Consider the following 17,426-nt stretch of genomic DNA (forward strand, 5'->3'; position numbering starts at 1 on the left):
GCGTAGGCGTCGATGGAGGGCTCGGCACCCCCTCACCCGCCGCGCTTCGCGCGTCGACCTCTCCCCGCCGGGGAGAGGTGAAGCGTGCCGCCCCGCTCACCGCGACGGCTTCTTCCAGATGTCGCGCTCCTGCATCAGGGCGACCTGCTTGTCGATCACGTCGCGTTTGTAGTCGGCGTGCTTGGCCGGAATCTTGTCCATGTACATGTTCTTCGGATAGACCGGCTTCTCGTAGATGATCTGGGCCAGCTCGGTGCGCACGTCCTTGAGCCAGTTGGTCACCTGGGCGCTCTCGCGGTGGTGGCGCAGCGCCTCGATGTTGATGACGCCGGACACGAAGGTCGATCCGTTGGTGTCGCGCTGCTTGCCGACGAGCTGGCCGCGATAGTCGACGATCATCGACTGGCCGCCGCCGGCGTCGATGCCGACCTTGCCCTCCGGATAGAGGTGATAGCTGCCGATGTTGGGCGCGACGATATACATGTTGTTCTCGAGCGCGCGGCAGCGATTGGTGATCTCGAAGAAGTCGTTCTCGGTGAACGGGGCCGGCAGCGAGGCGCGGTAGACCACCTCGGCGCCGTTCATGGCGAGCCCGCGGCCGTTCTCCGGATACGAGCCCTCCATCGCCATCATGATGCCGAGCCGGCCGATCTTGGTGTCGGCGACGGGCCAGAAGGCGTCCAGCGTCCGGCCGTACTTCTCGATCCACCAGTCGTAGATGTCGTGCGGCGACACCGAGCGCTCGACCGGCAGCAGCGCGCCGAGCTTGTAGTGCTTGAGGATGATCTCGCCGTCCGGATCGACGATGAAGCCGACGTTGAAGAAGCGGTCCTTCCAGTCCGGATGGCGGGCCTTCGCCTGCGCCATGATGAAGACGTTCCACTCCCGCGCCAGCGCCCCGACCCAGTCGGTCTCCGGGCCCGGGATGTCGATCGCGCAGGTGTTGGCGAACTCGGCGTGGTCGACGTCCAGGACCTCGTCGTTGAAGCCCATCAGGCCGCCCTCGGGAATGGCGAGGAGGCGGACCGGGATGTCGAGATTGGACAACCAGAAGGCCGCCTTGGTCAGGCTCTTCAAATGCTCGATGTTGTGCTTGATGTCCTCGCGGCGGCGAATGCCCCAGAAGGTCGGAATGAGGCCGACCGCGTTGTAAGGCTCGATCATGCGATGCTCCCCCTCCGGCCCCGCGCGGACCGGGAACGGCCCCGAACGGGCCGGGACGGTGCGTCCGGGCGGGAAATTGCGCTTTTCGCCCCAGTCGCGCAAGCCGAGGGCAGGATGGGAGCGTGGGGGGACACGATACTGCGTCCCGGCCTGCACTTTTCGCTTGAACGCCGTGCGGCCGACCGGCTTATCTCGGCGGCCGGCGCTTTCGTCTCCCTTTCCGCCCCCGTGCCGATCCCGTTTCCGGAGGACCAGTTGCGATGACCAGAACCGTTTCGTGGCTCGCCGCCGTCGCGGCCTGCGCCCTTGTCGGGCCTCTGCCGGCCCAAGCCCAGGCCCAGGCGCCGGAGAAGCTCAAGGTCGGCGTGATCGCCACCCTGTCGGGCCCGCCCGCCGTGCTCGGCCAGCAGATCCGCAACGGCTTCCAGCTCGCCGTCAAGGAGCTGGGCGGCAAGCTCGGCGGCCGCGAGGTCGAGGTGCTGGTGCAGGACGACGAGCTCAAGCCGGACGTCGCGGTCGGCAAGGTCAAGGCCCTGGTCGAGCGCGACAAGGTCGACTTCGTGGTCGGCCCGGTGTTCTCCAACATCCTGCAGGCGATCGTGAAGCCGGCCACCGAAGGCGGCGCCATCCTGATCAGCCCGAACGCCGGCACGTCGAACTATGCCGGGCGCGACTGCAACCCGAACCTGTTCGTCACGTCCTACCAGAACGACCAGATGCACGAGGTCTCGGGCAAGTACGCCCAGGACAAGGGCATGAAGACCGCCTTCATCATGGCGCCCAACTACCAGGCCGGCAAGGATTCGCTCGCCGGCTTCAAGCGCTGGTTCAAGGGCGACGTCGTCGACGAGGTCTATGTGCCGCTCAACCAGCTCGACTACTCGGCCGAGCTGTCGAAGATCGCCGCGGCGAAGCCCTCCGTCGTCTTCGTGTTCCTGCCCGGCGGCATGGGCGTCAACTTCGTCAAGCAGTACCGCCAGGCCGGGCTCGCCGAGACGATCCCGGTGCTCTCCACCTTCACGGTGGACGAGTCGACGCTGCCGGCCCAGCAGGACGCCGCGCTCGGCTTCTTCGCCGGGTCGAACTGGGCCCCGAACCTCGACAACCCGAAGAACAAGGCGTTCGTCGAAGCCTACGAGAAGGAGTTCGGCGCCGTGCCGGCGACCTATGCGTTCCAGGCCTATGACACGGCGATGCTGATCGACGGTGCCCTGAAGGCCACCAAGGGCGACACCAAGGATCGCGACGCCCTGCGGGCGGCGCTGCGGAAGGCCGACTTCACCTCGCTGCGCGGCGACTTCAAGTTCAACACCAACAACTATCCCGTCCAGGACTTCTACCTGACCAAGGTCGCCAAGCGCCCCGACGGCAAGTTCCAGACCGAGATCGTCTCGAAGGTCTTCGACGACTACGCCGACTCCTATGTCGGCAGCTGCAAAATGAAGTGAGGCGGCGGCCGCCGGACACGACGCCGTAGGGTGGGCAAAGGCGCGCGAGCGCCGTGCCCACGCCGCGGGACCGCCGTGGTCCGGCATGACATCAACGGCGTGGGCACGCTTCGCTTTGCCCACCCTACACCTCCAGGGGGAGGTGAAACGAGCGCATCCGACCTGTTCATGTCCACCACGCTCCTCGTCGTCCAAGTCCTCAACGGCCTGCAACTCGGGGTGCTGCTGTTCCTGATCGCGGCCGGGCTGACGCTCGTGTTCGGCGTGATGGACTTCATCAACCTCGCGCACGGCGTGCAGTACATGCTGGGCGCGTATCTCGCCGTGATGTTCTACGGGCTGACCGGCAGCTTCGTCGCCGCCCTCGTGCTGGCGCTCGCCGCCGCCCTGGTGTTCGGGCTGCTGCTCGAGGCCGTGGTGTTCCGCCATCTCTACGGGCGCGACCACCTCGACCACGTGATCGCGACCTTCGGCATCATCCTGTTCCTCAACAGCGCCGTGAAATACGTCTGGGGCGCCGCGCCCCTGTCGCTGCCGGTGCCCGAGGTGCTGACCGGCTCTGTCGCGCTCGCCCCCGGCCTTCTCTACCCGGTCTGGCGGCTGGTCATCATCGGCTCCGGCATCGCGGTCGCGGTGCTGCTGTGGGGGCTCGTGTCGTTCACCCGGGTCGGGATGCTGGTGCGGGCGGGTGCCACCAACCCCGAGATGGTCTCGGCGCTCGGCGTCGACATCCGCCGCCTGTTCACGCTGGTGTTCGGCTTCGGCGCCATGCTGGCCGGCTTCGCCGGCATCATGATCGCCCCGATTCTCTCGGTCGAGCCCGGGATGGGCGACACGATCCTCATTCTCGCTTTCGTCGTGATCGTCATCGGCGGCATCGGCTCGATCCGCGGCGCCTTCGTCGCCGCGCTGCTGATCGGCCTCGTCGACACGCTCGGCCGCTCCTTCGCGGTCGACATCCTGCGGCTGTTCCTGTCGTCCTCGACGGCCCGCACGGTCGGCCCGGCGCTCGCCTCGATGCTGATCTATCTCCTGATGGCCGTGGTGCTGTATGTCCGGCCGACCGGGCTGTTCCCGGCGAAGGGCCGTTGAGATGACGCTGGCCGCGGTTTCGGACGAGACGGCTGCGCCGGCACGGCGGCCGCGCCGCGGTGTCGTCCTGCCGCTGGTCCTCTTCGCGCTGCTCGCGCTGCTGCCCGCCGGCGCGCTCGCGCTTTCGGCCGGATATCTGCTCGATCTGTTCGTGCGGGTGATGATCTTCGCCATCGCGGCGCTGTCGGTCGAGCTGCTGATCGGGCACGCGGCGCTGGTGACGTTCGGGCAGGCGGCCTTCGTCGGCATCGGCGCCTATGCGGTCGGCATCCTCGATGCGCACGAGACCAACGACCTCGTGGTCGCGCTGCCGGCCGCGCTGCTCGCCTCCGGCCTGTTCGCCTTCGTCACCGGGCTCGTCTGCCTGCGCACCAAGGGCGTCTACTTCATCATGATCACGCTGGCCTTCGGCCAGATGGCGTTCTTCACGGCCTCGTCGCTCGCGCCCTATGGCGGCGACGACGGGCTCACCATTCACGACCGCACGACGCTGTTCGGTCTCGCCGTGCTAGACCGGCCGGTCGCCTTCTACTACGTCGTGCTCGCCGTGCTGATCGCCGTCTACCTGTTCTGCCGCGCCCTCGTCGCCTCGCGCTTCGGCCGCGTCCTGCGCGGCGCCAAGGACAACGCGCTGCGGATGACGACGCTCGGCTACCGGGTCTACCGCTTCCAACTCGCGGCCTATGTGATCGCCGGCATGATCGGCGGGCTCGCCGGGTTCCTGCTCGCCAACGCGACCGAGTTCGTCAGCCCGGCCTACATGTCGTGGCAGCGCTCCGGCGAGCTGATCATCATGGTGCTGCTGGGCGGGCTCGGCACACTGCACGGCGCCATCGTCGGGGCCGCCGCGTTCCTGCTGTTGGAGGAATGGCTCGCCGGCCTGACCGAGCACTGGAAGATGATTTTTGGGCCGCTCCTGGTGCTGGTCGTGGTGTTCGTGCGCGGCGGCCTCATCGGCATCGGGACGGCGCTCTCCGCCGCCGTGAGTCGGAGGCTGCGCCGTGGCTGAGCCGATCCTCGCGCTGAGGGGCTTGCGCAAGCAGTTCGGTGGCCTGGTCGTCACCGACTCGGTCGACCTCGCCGTCGCGCCCGGCGAGCTGCACGCCGTCATCGGCCCGAACGGCGCCGGCAAGACGACGCTGATCAACCAGATCTCCGGCGTGCTGCCGTCCGATTCCGGCCAGATCCTGTTCGCCGGCCACGACGTCACCCGGCTCGCCCCGCACGAGCGGGCGCGGCGCGGGCTCGCCCGCACGTTCCAGATCACCTCGGTGCTGCCGAACTTCTCGGCGCTGGAGAACGTCGCCATCGCCGTGCAGGCGCGCGCCGGCTCGAGCTTCCGTCTGTTCGGCGACGCCGCCGTCGAGCCGGCGCTCAACACGCCCGCGATGGCCGCGCTCGCCGAGGTCGGCCTCGCCGAGCGTGCCGACGTGCCGGCCGGCCATCTCTCGCACGGCGAGAAGCGGGCGCTCGAGCTCGCCATGGCGATCGTCACCGAGCCGAAGCTCCTGTTGCTCGACGAGCCGATGGCCGGCACCGGCCGCGAGGAGACGGCGCGCCTGATCACGGTGCTGCGCCGGCTGAAAGGTCGCTTCGCCATGATGCTGGTCGAGCACGACATGACCGCCGTGTTCGCGCTCGCCGACCACATCTCGGTGCTGATCTACGGCCGCATCCTGCTCGGCGGCCGCCCCGACGAGGTGCGCGAGGACCCCCAGGTCGTCGCAGCGTATCTCGGCGACGAGATCGAGTTCGAGCGATGAGCGGTGTTTCGCTCCATCCTCCGTCATGGCCGGGCTTGTCCCGGCCATCCACGCCTTGGCGCGACGCAAAGACGTGGATGCCCGGCACAAGGCCGGGCATGACGACGTCGGAATGCCGGGGCGCCCCATGCTGACGGTGGAAAACCTCCAGGCCGGGTATGGCGAGACGCCGGTGCTGTTCGACGTCGGCTTCACGGTCGCGGCCGGCGAGGTGGTGACGCTGCTCGGCCGCAACGGCATGGGCAAGACGACGACCATCCGGGCCCTCATGGGCCTGATACGGCCGACCGGCGGCACGGTCTCGCTCGACGGCCGTCCGGTCGCCGGCCTGCCGCCGTATCGCATCGCCCAGCTCGGGCTCGGCCTCGTGCCCGAAGGACGGCAGGTGTTCCCGACTCTCACGGTCCGGGAAAATCTCGTCGCGACCGCCGCGGCGCGCTTCGGCGACCGCTGGACGCTCGACCGTGTCTACGACTTCTTCCCGCGACTCGCCGAGCGGCGCGGCCATCTCGGCAGCCAGCTCTCGGGCGGCGAGCAGCAGATGCTGGCAATCGGCCGCGCCTTGATGACCAATCCGCGCCTGCTGATCCTCGACGAGGCGACCGAAGGTCTCGCCCCGCTGATCCGGGCCGAGATCTGGCGCGGTCTCGGGCGGCTCAAGCAGGACGGGCAGGCGATCCTGCTGGTCGACAAGCATCTCGACGCCATGACGCGGCTCGCCGACCGGCACGTCGTGCTGGAGAAGGGCCACGTCGTGTGGACCGGGTCGTCGGCGGCACTCGCCGCCGACCAGACGGTGCGCCAGCGCTGGCTGCAGGTGTGATCTGCGCAGGTGTGATCTGCAGGTGTGATCCCGCGCGAGCGAGTGCCGCAGAGGAGAACAATGCTGTATGGTGCGCCCGGGCGGCAGCGCGACTCCGCCGCAGGCGAGGCCATGGACGCGACTTCTTCCGAGATGGATCCCCCGAAAGCCGTCCCCCCGAAACGGCCGACCGGCCCGCGCGATCCTGTCCGCACCCGCGCCGCAATCCTGGAAGCGGCGACGCACGAGTTCCGCGCCAAGGGCCTCACCGGCGCCCGCGTCGACACCATCGCCAAGCGGTCCGGCGTCAACAAGCGGATGATCTACCACTATTTCGGTGGCAAGGAGGGGCTCTACGTCGCGGTCCTGGAGGCGACCTATTCGGCGATCCGCCATGCCGAGGGCGACCTGCATCTCGGCGACCGCGAGCCGCTCGACGCGATCTGCGAGCTGGTCCGCTTCACCTGGCGCTACTTCATCGATCATCCGGAGTTTCTCAGCCTGCTCGGCACCGAGAATCTCCATCGCGCGCGATTTCTCAAGCAGTCGTCCCGCATCCGCGACCTCCACTCGCCGCTCGTCGCCACCCTGTCGCATCAGCTCGCGCGCGGGGCGGAGAAGGGCGTGATCCGGCCCGGCATCGATCCGGTGCAGCTCTACATCTCGATCGCGTCGCTCGGCTTCTTCTACCTCTCCAACCGTTACACGCTCGCCACCATCTTCGGCCGCAGCATGGACGATCCGACCAGCCTCGACGCTCGCGGGAAGCACATCGAGGACGTGGTGCTCGCCTATCTGCGGCCGTGAGCAGCGCGCCGAGCCGGTCGCCGTAACCTGCAGTCTCTGATCATCGATCTCGATAGGTTATGTTGCAGCGCAGCGAAGTCGGCGCGTCCGATAGCCATGCCGAGGCGCGACGCCGGGCTGCATTTTTGAATGTGACAAGGCGCTTGACGGTCTCCCGGCATCGTGGTGATTTGTAACCAGGCGGTTACTTACGGCGCCTGCCGGCGAGGACCGTCATCGCGTTTTTTCACATTAGGCGAGGCATGCAAGTGGCCACCAAGAAGCTCGGCATCATCATGCACGGCGTCACCGGGCGCATGGGTCTCAACCAGCATCTGGTGCGCTCCATCGTCGCCATCCGGGCGCAGGGCGGCGTCGTGCTCCCCAACGGCGATCGCGTGATGCCGGATCCGATCCTGGTCGGCCGCAACGCCGAGAAGGTCGCGGCGCTCGGCCGCCAGTACGGCATCGAGCGCACCACCTCGGACCTCGCCGCGGCGCTGAAGAATCCCGACGACACCATCTTCTTCGACGCCGCGACCACGCAGGCGCGCGCCGATCTGATCACCCAGGCGATCGCGGCCGGCAAGCACATCTATTGTGAGAAGCCGATCGCCGACACGGTCGACAAGGCGCTGGCGATCGCCAAGCTCGCCAAGGAGCGCGGCATCAAGCACGGCGTCGTGCAGGACAAGCTGTTCCTGCCTGGCTTGCGAAAAATCGCCAAGCTGAAGGAGGCCGGCTTCTTCGGCCGGATGTTCTCGGTGCGTGGCGAGTTCGGCTACTGGGTGTTCGAGGGCGACTGGGGCCAGCCGGCGCAGCGGCCGAGCTGGAACTACAAGCTCGCCGAAGGCGGCGGCATCATCCTCGACATGCTATGCCACTGGCGCTACGTGCTCGACAATCTGTTCGGCGAGGTAAAGGCGGTGAGCTGCCTCGGCGCCACCCACATCCCGAGCCGCGTCGACGAGAACGGCAAGACCTACGTGGCCGACGCCGACGACGCCGCCTACGCGACCTTCGAGCTCGAGGGCGGCGTGATCGCGCACATGAACTCGTCCTGGTGCGTGCGCGTGCGGCGTGACGACCTCGTCACCTTCCAGGTCGACGGCACGCACGGCTCGGCCGTCGCCGGGCTCTCGAAGTGCTGGACCCAGCACCGGGTCAACACGCCGCGCCCGATCTGGAATCCGGACGTTCCGCAGACCATGAACTTCTACGACCAGTGGGAGGAGGTCCCGGACAATTTCGAGTACGACAACGGCTTCAAGATCCAGTGGGAGAACTTCATCCGCTACGTCGTCGCCGACGGGCCGTGGGCTCACGGCCTCCTCGAAGGCGCCAAGGGCGTTCAGCTCGCCGAGCTTGGCCTGAAGAGCTGGCAGGAGCGCCGCTGGCTCGACGTGCCGAAGCTGACGGTGTGAGTCGGCTTCTGCTCGATCAGCTCGCTGTCGTTCCGGGTTCGCGCTTTCAGCGCGCCCCGGAAGGACGACGGAGTTGACCACCACCAAGCCGAGATCGTGATGGCCGGGCTCGTCCCGGCCATCGTCGTCTTTGCGGTCGGTCCCGTTGTGCTTCGCAGAACTACGGATGGTAGGATTCCACAGGCGCTTCGCAGCGCAGCACATCTCCGCGCCGCGTCGGGACTTTGTGACGCGTCGCCTGCGATGTCCGCATGGCGGATCTTGTCGGGCGGGGCGGCTTCGGGCCTTGCGACACTCTCGGTCCAGATGTAACCAGTTGGTTATTAGATGAGAGGAGCTGCCCGTGCTCGGGTCTTGTCGGCGGCGCATCTATGGACCTCGTGACACGGCCGCGCCCGGCGCGGCGGCGCGCCGCGCGGGCGGGAGCCGGCGATGAGCAAGGCGAGCACCGATGCGCCGCGCCTGCGCCTCCTTGCGGCAGACTTCCTCGAACGCCCGGTCACGCTGCGGCTGCCGTTCCGGTTCGGCGTGGTGACGCTGCGCGAGGCGCCGCAGGTCTTCACCAGGGTGCGCATCCGGCTCGCCGACGGGCGCGAGGGCGACGGCATCGCCGCCCAGCTGATGGTGCCGAAATGGTTCGACAAGGCGCCCACCCTCACCAACGAGCAGAACTTCGACCAGCTCCGCGCGTCGCTCGCGATCGCGCGCGAGCAGTTTCTCGACGCCGGTGAAGGCACGGCCTTCGGCCTGTCGGCGGCGATCGAGCCGGCGCATCGCGCGGCCTGCGCGGCGGCCGGGCTGAACGGGCTCGTCGCCTCGTTCGGCATCGCCGAGATCGAGCGCGCGATTCTCGATGCGCTCGCCCGCATCGAGGACGTCCCGGCCTTCGCCCTGGTGGCGGCGAACCGCGTCGGCCTCACGGCGCAGGGCGCGCCCGATCTCGCCGGCTTCGATCTGGACGCGTTTCTCGCCGGGCTGAAGCCCGCGCCGTCGATCTTCGTGCGCCACACGGTCGGCATGGTCGATGCGCTCACCCGCGCCGAGACGGCCGGCCACAGGCTCGACGACGGTCTGCCCGAGAGTCTCGAGGAGGTCGTCGCCGCCTACGGCCACCGCCACTTCAAGCTGAAGGTGTCGGGCGACATCGCCGCCGATATCGCGCGGCTCGAAGGCATCGCCGCCGTGATCGACGCGATCGCGGACCCTTACGTCGTCACGCTCGACGGCAACGAGCAGTACGACGCGGTCGATGCCGTGGTGGCGCTGTGGCGCCGCATGGGCGAGACGCCGCGGCTCGCCCGCATGGTGGCCTCGACCCGGCACATCGAGCAGCCGATCGGCCGCGCCCGTGCGCTCGCCGAGCCGGTGCATGCCCTCGCCGCGCTGGTGCCCGTCGAGGTCGACGAATCGGACAGCGATCTCGACGTCTTCCCGCGCGCCCGCGAACTCGGCTACCGTGGAATCTCCGCGAAGTCGTGCAAGGGGTTTTACCGCGCCTTGATCAATCGCGCCCGCGTCGACCATTGGAACGCCGGCGAAGGCGCGACGGGGGTTGCGCGCGCCTTCATGTCGGCCGAGGATCTCACCACGCAGGCCGGCGTCGCAGTGCAGCAGGATCTCGCGCTCGCGACCCTCGTGGGCATGACCCATGTGGAGCGCAACGGGCATCACTATGTCGACGGCTTGGCCGGCGCCTCGGACGAGGAGCAGGGCCGGTTCCTCGTCGCCCACTCGGATCTGTATGCCCGGACGAACGGCCGCGCGCGCCTCGCCATCCGGGACGGCGCCGTGTCGCTCGGCTCGATCGCGAGCGCCCCGGGCCTCGCGGTCGGCGCCATGCCGGATCTCGCCGCGATGCGGCCGATGGTGGTGCCTGCCGGGCTGCCGACGGCCGTGTCGGGGCGCGCCGAAACACCCGCGCAGAAACCAGTGTCGGTGTGACGTTCGAAGAGAGGATGTCCACCGTGCGATCGAATTCCCTGCCGCCGGCCGCCCCCGGGCCGCTCGTCACGATGCCGGCGTAAAGGAGCCCCCGAAGCGCGCCGGCAGAAGCGCGTCACCTCGACCACGTCCCCACCAACGACACAAAGGGAGAGACCTCGAATGAAACGAACCCTGCTCGCGGCCGCCGCGGCGGTCCTCGCCCTCACGGGCGTCGCCGACGCCCAGACCTATCCGTGGAAGCCCACCAAGCCGATCACCGTCGTGGTGCCGTGGGGCGCCGGCGGCTCGACCGACCAGGTCGTGCGGCTCCTCGGCAAGGAGATCGAGGCGGCGATCGGCCAGACGGTCGTCATCGTCAACCAGCCGGGCGCGTCCGGCTCGATCGGCACCAAGTCGGTGCTCGAGGCCCCGAAGGACGGCTACATGTTCGCCTCCGGCGCGGCCAAGGACCTCGGCACCTATCCGGTGACCGGGCTCCTGAACACCAAGCTCGACGACTGGCACCTGTTCCTCGGCGTGATCAACGCGTCGGTGATGGGCGTCAACGCCGCGACCCCGTTCAAGACGCTCGACGACATCGTCAAGGCCATGAAGGAGAAGCCGAACGGCGTCACGGTCGCGACCGCCGGCATCAACTCCTCGGGCGGCGCCGCGCTCGGGGCCTTCGCCCAGGCCGCCGGCGTGCAGCCCCGCCAGGTGACCTATGACGGCGGCAACCCGGCCGTCATCGCCACCGCGGGCGGCGAGACCCAGGCGACCACGCAGCTCGCCGTCGAGCAGGCCGAGATGCTCCGCGCCAAGCGCCTGCGCGCGCTCGGCGTGTTCAGCACCAAGCCGCTCGAGCTCGAAGGTGTCGGCACCATTCCGACCATCTCGTCGCAGCTCCCGGCCTACAAGGCGACCGACAACTACTTCGGCATCTTCGTGCCGAAGGGCACGCCGGCCGAGGTCGTCACGACGCTCGAGATGATCTGGAAGGACAAGATCGGCAAGTCCGAGGCGCTGAAGAAGTACGCCACCCAGCGCGGCGCCATCGTCGCGGCCCTCTACGGCGAGGAGGCCAAGAAGGCCGTCATGCCGGCCATCCAGGAATTCGCCTGGGGCCTGTGGGAGCGCAAGGAAGCCAAGGTCGATCCCGCGACCGTCGGCATTCCGAAGCCCTGATCGGACCCGATCGATCACGCGGCGGGGCGGGCCCGGCCCGCCCCGCATCACGCCCAGCCTGTCTCGCGAGGATCCATGCACACCCGACCTCTCGCCCGCGCCGACCTGATCACTGGGGTGATCCTGGTCGTGTTCGGCGTCGCGGCCTTCGCCGAATCGTGGGGAATGCCGCGGCTCGAGGAGCGCAACATCAATCCGTGGACGGCGCCCGGTCTGGTGCCCGGCCTGCTCGGAGCCGTCATCGCGCTGCTCGGCCTGGTGCTGGCGCTGCGCTCGGCCTTCGCCGGCGCGTTCGGCCCGCAGATTCGGCTCGACGACGAGACGCCGGAGGAGCGCCGCGCCGCCTGGCGCCGCCTGACGCTGTGCTCGGTGCTGTGCTTCGTCTACGCGGTCGTGCTGGTCGGCCACACGCCGTTCTGGTTCGCCACCGGCCTGTTCGTGTTCGTGTTCATCGTCGCCTTCGAATGGGAGCGGAACGAGGCCTGGGCCTCGCGCGGCCGCAAGCTCGCCATCGCGGCCCTGATCGCGGTGCTGGCGGCGGGCCTCATCCCTTACATGTTCGAGACGCTGTTCCTCGTCCGGCTTCCTTAAAGGTTATCGATCATGTTCGAGGGACTGGGGCATCTGTTCGCCGCGTTCGAGACGTTCGCGAACTTCACCACGCTGTTCAACGTCTGCTGGGCTACGCTGGTCGGGATCACGATCGGGGCGCTGCCCGGCCTGACCGCCACCATGGGCGTCGCGCTGCTGACGACGCTGACCTACAAGATGGCACCCGAGCAGGCGATCCTGGTGCTGATCTCCTGTTATGTCGGCGCCATCTACGGCGGCTCGCGCTCCGCCATCCTGCTCAACATCCCGGGCACGCCGGCCAACGCCGCGACGACGCTCGACGGTTTCCCGCTCGCCAAGGCCGGCCGCGCCGGCGAGGCGATGGGCCTCGCCACCACCTCGTCGATGATCGGCACCTTCATCGGCGTGCTGTTCCTCGCCATCATCGCCCCGGCGCTGGCCGAGATCGCGCTCGATTTCCAGTCCTACGAGTATTTCTGGCTCGCCATCTTCGGCGTCGTCATCGCCGGCCAGATGTGCTCGTTCGACGACGCGCTGAAGGGCTGGATCGCCGGCTTCCTCGGCTTGTTCGTCGCGATGATCGGCCAGGAGGGCATCCATGCCGAGGAGCGCTTCGTCTTCGGTTGGTCTGAGCTGTCCGGCGGCATCGCGCTCATCCCCGCGCTAGTCGGCACCTTCGGGGTCGCCGAGATCCTCACCGTGATGCGCAACCGCGCCGCCGAGATGGCGACGAGCGTGGTCGATCACGTGGTGCCGCGCTGGAAGGACCTCTGGCACTATCGACGCACCGTGGTGCGCTCCGGCTTGATCGGAACGGCGGTCGGCATCATCCCCGGCGTCGGCGAGGACATCGGCGCCTGGATCTCCTACGCGGCGGCGCGCCGCGCCAGCAAGGAGAAGGACCAGTTCGGCAAGGGCTCGAAGGAGGGCCTGTGCGCCGCCGAGACCGGCAACAACGCCGCCATCCCGGGCGCCATCATCCCGGCCCTCACGCTCGCCGTGCCGGGCTCGGCGCCGGCCGCCGTGCTGCTCGCCGCCATGCTGATCCACGGCATGCGGCCGGGCCCGATGATCATGATCGAGAGCCCGGACTTCGTCTTCCAGGTTGTCTGGATGGTGGTGCTGGCGACCCTCGCGATGGGCATCTTCGGCATCCTCCTCACCCGGCCGCTCCTGAAGATCCTCAAGGTGCCGCGCGAGCGGCTGATGCCGGTCGTGTTCGTGCTGTGCGTCATCGGCCCATACGCCATCACGCTGCGGCTGTTCGACATCTATGTCACGCTGTTCTTCGGCATCCTCGGCTTCATCCTGCGCGAGATGAAGTACCCGATGGCCCCGCTGGTGCTCGGCGTGATCCTCGGCGACATCCTGGACAAGAGCCTGCGGCGCGCCCTGGTGCTCGCCGACGGCGACATGACGCCGTTCTTCACCCGGCCGATCTCGGCGGTGCTGTGGATCACCACGGCGCTGGTGATCCTCGGCGCCATCCCGGCGGTGCAGCGCGGCGTGGCGCGGCTGTTCGGCTGGAACAAGGCCTGATGCGCATCGCGCTGTGCAACGAGGTGATCGCCGCGCTGCCGTTCGATCGGCAGTGCGGCTTCGCCGCCGCGGTCGGCTACGACGGGCTGGAGATCGCCCCGTTCACGCTCTCCGACGCGCCGCACCTGATGCCGGCGGCCAAGCGCGCCACGCTGCGCCGCGCCGCCGCGGACGCCGGGATCGCGATCACGGGTCTGCACTATCTGATGCGGGCGCCGGCCGGCCTGTCGATCACGACGACCGACGCGAGTGTCCGCGACAAGAGCATCGAGGTGATGCGGCGCCTGTGCGAGCTGGCGCACGATCTCGGCGCCGGCGTGCTGATCCACGGCTCGCCGGACCAGCGCAGGCTCGATCCGGGCGCCGAGGCCGAGGGGCGCGAGCGTGCCGCCGACGCCTTCGCGGCGGTGGCACCTGCTGCTGCGGCCGCCGGCGTCGTCTACTGCATCGAGCCCTTGTCGAGGCGCCAGACGAATTGCATCAACACGGTCGCGGAGGCTGCTGCGATCGTGACCGCGGTCGGCAGTCCGGCGCTGAAGACCATGATCGACTGCTCGTCCTCGGCCGTCACCGAGGTGGAGCCGATCCCGGACCTGATCCGCCGGTGGATCCCGACCGGCCTGATCGGCCACGTCCACTTCAACGACCCGAACCGTCGCGGCCCCGGCGAGGGCGATCTGGCGTTCGCGCCCATCGTCGCGGCGCTGCGCGAGGTCGGCTGGCGCGACGTGATCGGGGTCGAGCCCTTCGTCTACGAGCCGGACGGCCCCGCCTGCGCGGCGCGTGCCGCCGGTTATGTCCGCGCCCTTCTCGAAGCCATCCCCTGACCCGTTCCAGGCGCTCGCGCGCACTCGTCGCGTATCGCGCCACCTCCCGAACAAATCACCTCAGGTTCAGCCATGTCCAACAAAGGCCTGTCGATCAATCTCGCCACCGTGCGCCAGCAGTGGAACCTCGGCGAGGCCGTCGCGGCCTGCGCCCGTCACGGCATCAAGGCCGTCGACCCGTGGCGTGATCAGGTCGCCGCGTTCGGGCTGCAGGAGTCCGCGAAGGTGATCAAGGACCACGGCATGGACGTCACCGGCTACTGCCGCGGCGGCATGTTCCCGGCGCCGGACGCGGCCGGCCGGCAGGCGGCGATCGACGACAACCGCCGGGCCATCGACGAGGCGGCCACGATCGGGGCCGAGTGCCTGGTGCTGGTGGTCGGCGGCCTGCCCAAGGGCTCGCGCGACATCGCCGGCGCCCGCGAGATGGTGGCCGACGGCATGGCCGCGATCCTGCCGCACGCCCGCGCCGCCAAGATGCCGCTCGCCATCGAACCGCTGCACCCGATGTATGCGGGCGACCGCGCCTGTGTGAACACGCTGGGCCAAGCTCTGGATCTGTGCGAAAGGCTCGGGCCGGACGTCGGCGTCGCGATCGATGCCTATCACGTCTGGTGGGACCCGGATCTCGCAAATCAGATCGCCCGTGCCGGCCGCGAGAAGCGCATCTTCGCCTATCACATCTGCGACTGGCTGGTGCCGACCAGGGACATGCTGCTCGACCGCGGCATGATGGGCGACGGCGTGATCGATCTGCCGGCGATCGCCAAGATGATCGAGGATGCCGGCTTCGCCGGCTACCACGAAGTCGAGATCTTCTCCTCGGAAGACTGGTGGAAGAAGCCCGGCGACGAGGTCTTGGAGACCTGCCTGAAGCGCTTTGCCAGCGCGTGCTGAGCAAACCGATCTCTCGTTCCGTCCCTGTTCGGCGTCGCTCCAACCGCGACGTGCTTGTCCACCCTCACCCTGAAAAGCCCGCGCAGCGGGCGTCTCGAAGGGCGAGGGTGGCCCATTCACGAGCCGGATACCTTCGTGCAGACCGTGCCGGAGCCACATGGTTCGAGACGCGGCCTGCGGCCGCTCCTCACCATGAGGGGTGTGTGAAAGTCTGTACTGAACGCCCGGTCGTGATGACGCCGGCAGGCCAGCCGAACCTTGTGAGCTTCGAGACGTTCTAGACGACGAGTGCCGGCCGGGACCGGCGCGAGCTTCAAGAACGCGACGGAGTTCCCATGACCCCCGATCCTTCCGGGCGACCCGAGGCGCGCGCCTCCGCGCGCCCGGCCGGCCTCGATTGCCGCAGCTTCCTCGGCGCCTCGGCGAGCGGTGCGATGGTCCCGCTGCTCGGCGGCGCGCCGGTGCGCGCCGAGGCCGCCGCGCCGGGCACGGACCTGCGCCGGCCGCTCGACGTCAACCTGACGATCAACGGGCAGGGCCATCGCGTGGCGCTGGATGTCCGCACGACGCTCCTCGATGCATTGCGCGAACACATCGGGCTCACCGGGACCAAGAAGGGCTGTGATCAGGGCCAGTGCGGCGCCTGCACGGTGCTGCTCGACGGCACCCGGGTGCTCTCCTGCCTGACGCTCGCCGCGATGGCGCAGGGGCGCGAGATCACGACGATCGAGGGCCTCGCCGGTCCCGACGGCAAGCTGCATCCGATGCAGCAGGCCTTCGTCGATCACGACGCCTTCCAGTGCGGCTACTGCACGCCGGGCCAGATCCTCTCCGCGGTCGCCTGCGTGAAGGAGGGTCACGCGACGGACGACGCGCAGATCCGCGAGTTCATGAGCGGCAATCTGTGCCGCTGTGCCGCCTATCCCAACATCGTCGCCGCGATCCGGCAGGCGAAGACCGAGATGGGGGCCTGACCATGCAGCCCTTCCATTACCAGCGTGCCGAGAGCCTCGAGGCGGCGGCGCAGGCGGCGGCACACGCGAGTTCATCCGGGCGCAGTCACGTCGAGGCGCCCGTGCAGTTCGTCGCCGGCGGCACCACGCTGCTCGACCTGATGAAGATCGAGGTGATGCGGCCCGCCACCGTGATTGACATCAATCCGCTCGCCGATCGCCACGGCGGCGTCGGGCGACGGCCTGCGGCTCGGCGCGCTCGCCCGCATGGCGCAGGTCGCCGATCACCCGGCGGTACGCCGCGACTATCCGGTGATCGCTCAGGCACTCGAGCTCGCGGCGAGCCAGCAGCTGCGCAACATGGCGACGCTCGGCGGCAATCTCCTCCAGCGCACCCGCTGCCCTTATTTCCGCGATGTGAGCTGGTCGGCCTGCAACAAGCGCGAGCCGGGCTCCGGCTGCGCCGCGATGGAGGGCGTCAACCGCAAGCACGCCGTGCTCGGCACCAGCGACGCCTGCATCGCGACGTATCCGGGCGACTTCGCCCAGGCCCTGGTGGCGCTCGACGCGATGCTGGAGATCACCGGCCCGCAGGGCCGGCGCACGCTGAGCCTCGCCGAGCTGCACACGCCGCCGGGCTCCGACCCGAACATCGAGACCCGGCTCGCGCCCGGCGAGCTGATCACGTCGATCGTGGTGCCGTCGGGCGCGTGGACACGGCGCTCGCTCTATCTGAAGGTTCGCGATCGCGAGTCCTACGACTTCGCGCTCGCCTCGGCGGCCGTCGCGCTCGACCTCACCGACGACGGCACGGTCCGCGAGGCCCGCATCGCCCTCGGCGGCGTCGCCACGGTGCCGTGGCGGACCCGCGCGGCCGAGGAGGCACTGAAGGGCAGGCGCCTCGACGAGACCACGGCCGAGGCCGCCGCAGAGGCCGCCTTCGCCGGCGCGCAGACTCGCGAGCACAACGCCTACAAGGTGCCGCTCGGCCGCGCGACGCTGGTGCGTGCGCTGCTCGACGCCGTCCGCCTGAACGCCTGACCGGAGCCG

Annotated in this window: 15 protein-coding genes and 1 pseudogene; 15 read left to right on the top strand and 1 reads right to left on the bottom strand. The window is 68.9% G+C overall.

Features of this window, described 5'->3' with window-relative positions; all coding sequences use genetic code 11:
* Positions 1-96: 96 nt before the first annotated feature.
* Complete coding sequence (locus ABTU92_RS12490) at positions 97-1,164, bottom strand: nitrilase-related carbon-nitrogen hydrolase (protein WP_408091039.1); 1,068 nt, start codon at positions 1,162-1,164, stop codon at positions 97-99.
* Between the two features lie 260 nt (positions 1,165-1,424).
* Between ABTU92_RS12490 and ABTU92_RS12495 the strand changes: the two genes are divergently transcribed.
* The 15 genes and pseudogenes from ABTU92_RS12495 to ABTU92_RS12565 all read left to right on the top strand — a co-directional run bounded on the left by ABTU92_RS12495 (position 1,425) and on the right by ABTU92_RS12565 (position 17,417).
* Complete coding sequence (locus tag ABTU92_RS12495) at positions 1,425-2,612, top strand: ABC transporter substrate-binding protein (RefSeq protein WP_408091041.1); 1,188 nt, start codon at positions 1,425-1,427, stop codon at positions 2,610-2,612.
* Positions 2,613-2,780: 168 nt separating this feature from the next.
* On the top strand, positions 2,781-3,704 hold the full coding sequence (locus ABTU92_RS12500; RefSeq protein ID WP_408091043.1) for a branched-chain amino acid ABC transporter permease: 924 nt from the start codon (positions 2,781-2,783) through the stop codon (positions 3,702-3,704).
* A gap of 1 nt (position 3,705) precedes the next feature.
* Positions 3,706-4,713 carry a branched-chain amino acid ABC transporter permease gene (locus ABTU92_RS12505; protein ID WP_408091045.1) on the top strand — a complete coding sequence of 336 codons (1,008 nt, stop codon included), beginning with the start codon at positions 3,706-3,708 and terminating at the stop codon, positions 4,711-4,713.
* Positions 4,706-5,467, top strand: a complete 762-nt coding sequence (locus tag ABTU92_RS12510; protein WP_408091047.1) for an ABC transporter ATP-binding protein — start codon at positions 4,706-4,708, stop codon at positions 5,465-5,467. Before ABTU92_RS12505 ends, ABTU92_RS12510 begins: the two co-directional genes overlap by 8 nt.
* 127 nt (positions 5,468-5,594) lie before the next feature.
* Entirely contained in the window at positions 5,595-6,290 is a 696-nt protein-coding gene (locus ABTU92_RS12515; RefSeq protein ID WP_408091106.1) for an ABC transporter ATP-binding protein, read from the top strand.
* A gap of 132 nt (positions 6,291-6,422) precedes the next feature.
* Positions 6,423-7,076: a TetR/AcrR family transcriptional regulator gene (locus ABTU92_RS12520; protein ID WP_408091108.1), complete on the top strand. Its 654-nt coding sequence runs from the start codon at positions 6,423-6,425 to the stop codon at positions 7,074-7,076.
* Between the two features lie 275 nt (positions 7,077-7,351).
* Entirely contained in the window at positions 7,352-8,479 is a 1,128-nt protein-coding gene (locus ABTU92_RS12525; RefSeq protein WP_408091110.1) for a Gfo/Idh/MocA family protein, read from the top strand.
* Between the two features lie 432 nt (positions 8,480-8,911).
* On the top strand, positions 8,912-10,420 hold the full coding sequence (locus tag ABTU92_RS12530) for an enolase C-terminal domain-like protein (RefSeq protein WP_408091049.1): 1,509 nt from the start codon (positions 8,912-8,914) through the stop codon (positions 10,418-10,420).
* A 162-nt stretch (positions 10,421-10,582) separates the two neighbouring features.
* Positions 10,583-11,587 carry a Bug family tripartite tricarboxylate transporter substrate binding protein gene (locus ABTU92_RS12535; protein ID WP_408091051.1) on the top strand — a complete coding sequence of 335 codons (1,005 nt, stop codon included), beginning with the start codon at positions 10,583-10,585 and terminating at the stop codon, positions 11,585-11,587.
* Positions 11,588-11,662: 75 nt separating this feature from the next.
* Positions 11,663-12,178 carry a tripartite tricarboxylate transporter TctB family protein gene (locus ABTU92_RS12540; protein WP_408091053.1) on the top strand — a complete coding sequence of 172 codons (516 nt, stop codon included), beginning with the start codon at positions 11,663-11,665 and terminating at the stop codon, positions 12,176-12,178.
* 12 nt (positions 12,179-12,190) lie between these two features.
* Positions 12,191-13,699, top strand: coding sequence for a tripartite tricarboxylate transporter permease (locus tag ABTU92_RS12545; protein WP_408091055.1), 1,509 nt, complete (start codon positions 12,191-12,193; stop codon positions 13,697-13,699).
* Positions 13,699-14,526 carry a sugar phosphate isomerase/epimerase family protein gene (locus ABTU92_RS12550; RefSeq protein ID WP_408091056.1) on the top strand — a complete coding sequence of 276 codons (828 nt, stop codon included), beginning with the start codon at positions 13,699-13,701 and terminating at the stop codon, positions 14,524-14,526. The genes ABTU92_RS12545 and ABTU92_RS12550 overlap by 1 nt, the downstream gene beginning before the upstream one ends.
* Before the next feature lie 72 nt (positions 14,527-14,598).
* Positions 14,599-15,423 carry a sugar phosphate isomerase/epimerase family protein gene (locus ABTU92_RS12555; protein ID WP_408091058.1) on the top strand — a complete coding sequence of 275 codons (825 nt, stop codon included), beginning with the start codon at positions 14,599-14,601 and terminating at the stop codon, positions 15,421-15,423.
* A 335-nt stretch (positions 15,424-15,758) separates the two neighbouring features.
* Complete coding sequence (locus tag ABTU92_RS12560; protein ID WP_408091060.1) at positions 15,759-16,397, top strand: (2Fe-2S)-binding protein; 639 nt, start codon at positions 15,759-15,761, stop codon at positions 16,395-16,397.
* Positions 16,398-16,399: 2 nt separating this feature from the next.
* Positions 16,400-17,417 (top strand): annotated as a pseudogene (locus tag ABTU92_RS12565) (FAD binding domain-containing protein).
* Positions 17,418-17,426: the final 9 nt, after the last annotated feature.

It is taken from the genome of Rhodoplanes sp. SY1, from assembly GCF_046000175.1.
Taxonomy (GTDB): domain Bacteria; phylum Pseudomonadota; class Alphaproteobacteria; order Rhizobiales; family Xanthobacteraceae; genus Rhodoplanes.